Origin of the sequence: Stenotrophomonas sp. SMYL89 (genome assembly GCF_036319985.1) — a bacterium.
Taxonomy (GTDB): domain Bacteria; phylum Pseudomonadota; class Gammaproteobacteria; order Xanthomonadales; family Xanthomonadaceae; genus Stenotrophomonas; species Stenotrophomonas maltophilia_Q.
The window spans coordinates 1-3,428 of the sequence record NZ_JAWIRW010000037.1; the positions used below are offsets into that span (position 1 = coordinate 1).

Genomic DNA, 3,428 nt, shown 5'->3' on the forward strand with positions numbered 1-3,428 from the left:
CGGGTCTGTAGCTCAGGTGGTTAGAGCGCACCCCTGATAAGGGTGAGGTCGGTAGTTCGAGTCTACCCAGACCCACCATTCTCTGAATGACGCATACATTCGATCTTTATACGCATCAGCACTGTGGCTGGTACGTGTTCTTTTAAAACTTGTGACGTAGCGAGCGTTTGAGATGTTCTATCAGACGTGTCGTGAGGCTAAGGCGAGAGACGCAAGTCTCTTTATTGATTGAGTCGTTATATTCGTATCCGGGCTTTGTACCCCCGGGTCACATGTATAACCCAAGGCAACTTGCGGTTATATGGTCAAGCGAATAAGCGCACACGGTGGATGCCTTGGCGGTCAGAGGCGATGAAGGACGTGGCAGCCTGCGAAAAGTATCGGGGAGCTGGCAACAAGCTTTGATCCGGTAATGTCCGAATGGGGAAACCCACCCGCTTGCGGGTATCCTGCAGTGAATACATAGCTGCTGGAAGCGAACCTGGTGAACTGAAATATCTAAGTAACCAGAGGAAAAGAAATCAACCGAGATTCCGTAAGTAGCGACGAGCGAACGCGGACTAGCCCTTAAGCTGGATTGGTTCTAGGAAAATGCTCTGGAAAGAGCAGCCATAGAAGGTGATAGCCCTGTATCTGAAAGGGCCATTCCAGTGAAGACGAGTAGGGCGGGGCACGTGAAACCCTGTCTGAACATGGGGGGACCATCCTCCAAGGCTAAATACTACTGACCGACCGATAGTGAACCAGTACCGTGAGGGAAAGGCGAAAAGAACCCCGGAGAGGGGAGTGAAATAGAACCTGAAACCGTGTGCGTACAAGCAGTAGGAGCTCCGCAAGGAGTGACTGCGTACCTTTTGTATAATGGGTCAGCGACTTACTGTTCGTGGCAAGCTTAACCGTATAGGGGAGGCGAAGGGAAACCGAGTCTGATAAGGGCGCATAGTCGCGGGCAGTAGACCCGAAACCGGGTGATCTAGTCATGCCCAGGGTGAAGGTGCGGTAACACGCACTGGAGGCCCGAACCCACTCCCGTTGCAAAGGTAGGGGATGAGGTGTGATTAGGAGTGAAAAGCTAATCGAACCCGGAGATAGCTGGTTCTCCTCGAAAGCTATTTAGGTAGCGCCTCATATGTATCCTCTCGGGGGTAGAGCACTGTTATGGCTAGGGGGTCATCGCGACTTACCAAACCATTGCAAACTCCGAATACCGAGACGGACTGTATGGGAGACACACGGCGGGTGCTAACGTCCGTCGTGAAAAGGGAAACAACCCAGACCCACAGCTAAGGTCCCAAATTTTGTGCTAAGTGGAAAACCATGTGGAAAGGCACAGACAGCCAGGAGGTTGGCTTAGAAGCAGCCACCCTTTAAAGAAAGCGTAATAGCTCACTGGTCGAGTCGGTCTGCGGGGAAGATTTAACGGGGCTAAGCACAGAACCGAAGCTTGGGGTGCATAACTTTGTTATGCGCGGTAGAGGAGCGTTCCGTAAGCCGTTGAAGGTGGATTGAGAAGTCTGCTGGAGGTATCGGAAGTGCGAATGCTGACATGAGTAACGATAATGCGGGTGAAAAACCCGCACGCCGAAAGCCCAAGGTTTCCTTGCGCAACGTTAATCGGCGCAGGGTGAGTCGGCCCCTAAGGCGAGGACGAAAGTCGTAGTCGATGGGAAGCAGGTTAATATTCCTGCACCTCGCGTAAGTGCGATGGAGGGACGGAGAAGGTTAGGTGTACCAGGCGTTGGTTGTCCTGGGGAAAGGCGGTAGGTTTGGATCTTTGGCAAATCCGGGATCCTTTAAGACCGAGCACCGAGACGAGCCTTTATGGCGAAGTCACTGATACCACGCTTCCAGGAAAAGCTCCTAAGCTTCAGCTTACGCAGACCGTACCGTAAACCGACACAGGTGGGTAGGATGAGAATTCTCAGGCGCTTGAGAGAACTCGGGTGAAGGAACTAGGCAACATGGCACCGTAACTTCGGGAGAAGGTGCACCCTTTTTGGTGGCTCGTGCGAGCTATAGCTGAAGAGGGTCGCAGTAACCAGGCCGCTGCGACTGTTTATCAAAAACACAGCACTCTGCAAACACGAAAGTGGACGTATAGGGTGTGACGCCTGCCCGGTGCTGGAAGGTTAATTGATGGGGTCAGCCGCAAGGCGAAGCTCTTGATCGAAGCCCCAGTAAACGGCGGCCGTAACTATAACGGTCCTAAGGTAGCGAAATTCCTTGTCGGGTAAGTTCCGACCTGCACGAATGGCGTAACGACAGCGGCGCTGTCTCCACCCGAGACTCAGTGAAATTGAAATCGCTGTGAAGATGCAGCGTTCCCGTGGCAAGACGGAAAGACCCCGTGAACCTTTACTATAGCTTTACACTGAACGTTGAGTTCGTCTGTGTAGGATAGGTGGGAGGCTATGAAACTGTGGCGCTAGCTGCAGCGGAGCCATCCTTGAAATACCACCCTGTCGTGCTTGACGTTCTAACCTGGGCCCATTATCTGGGTCGGGGACCGTGTATGGTGGGTAGTTTGACTGGGGCGGTCTCCTCCTAAAGAGTAACGGAGGAGCTCGAAGGTACGCTCAGCGCGGTCGGACATCGCGCACTGTGTGCAAAGGCATAAGCGTGCTTGACTGCAAGATCGACGGATCAAGCAGGTAGGAAACTAGGACTTAGTGATCCGGTGGTTCTGTATGGAAGGGCCATCGCTCAACGGATAAAAGGTACTCCGGGGATAACAGGCTGATACCGCCCAAGAGTTCATATCGACGGCGGTGTTTGGCACCTCGATGTCGGCTCATCACATCCTGGGGCTGTAGTCGGTCCCAAGGGTATGGCTGTTCGCCATTTAAAGTGGTACGCGAGCTGGGTTCAGAACGTCGTGAGACAGTTCGGTCCCTATCTGCCATGGGCGTTGGAGATTTGAGAGGGGCTGCTCCTAGTACGAGAGGACCGGAGTGGACGAACCTCTGGTGTTCCGGTTGTCACGCCAGTGGCATTGCCGGGTAGCTATGTTCGGAAGCGATAACCGCTGAAAGCATCTAAGCGGGAAGCGCGCCTCAAGATGAGATCTCCCGGGGCACAAGCCCCCTGAAGGAACCATGTAGACTACGTGGTTGATAGGTCAGGTGTGTAAGTACAGCAATGTATTGAGCTAACTGATACTAATGATCCGTGCGGCTTGACCATATAACCTCAAGTTGCCTTGGCTTTACGACAACGTCGTAAGAGCATCCAAGTGCACGCTACGTCACAAGAACTATGCGAGGCTGGCGCCTTGTCCCCTAGGGACGAGTGCGACTCTCCAAAAGCCTCCCTGGTGAAATTAGCGCTGTGGAACCACCCGATCCCATCCCGAACTCGGAAGTGAAACGCAGCTGCGCCGATGGTAGTGTGGCTCAAGCCATGCGAGAGTAGGTCATCGCCAGGGTTTA

The 3,428-nt window shown here is 53.4% G+C and carries 1 tRNA gene and 2 rRNA genes; all 3 read left to right on the top strand.

Annotation, left to right across the window (positions count from 1 at the left end):
* Position 1: 1 nt before the first annotated feature.
* Positions 2 to 78 (top strand) — tRNA-Ile (locus tag V3B41_RS20390).
* Positions 79 to 303: 225 nt separating this feature from the next.
* Positions 304 to 3,183 (top strand): 23S ribosomal RNA (locus V3B41_RS20395).
* Positions 3,184 to 3,309: 126 nt separating this feature from the next.
* Positions 3,310 to 3,424 (top strand): 5S ribosomal RNA (gene rrf, locus V3B41_RS20400).
* The last annotated feature ends 4 nt before the right edge of the window (positions 3,425 to 3,428 follow it).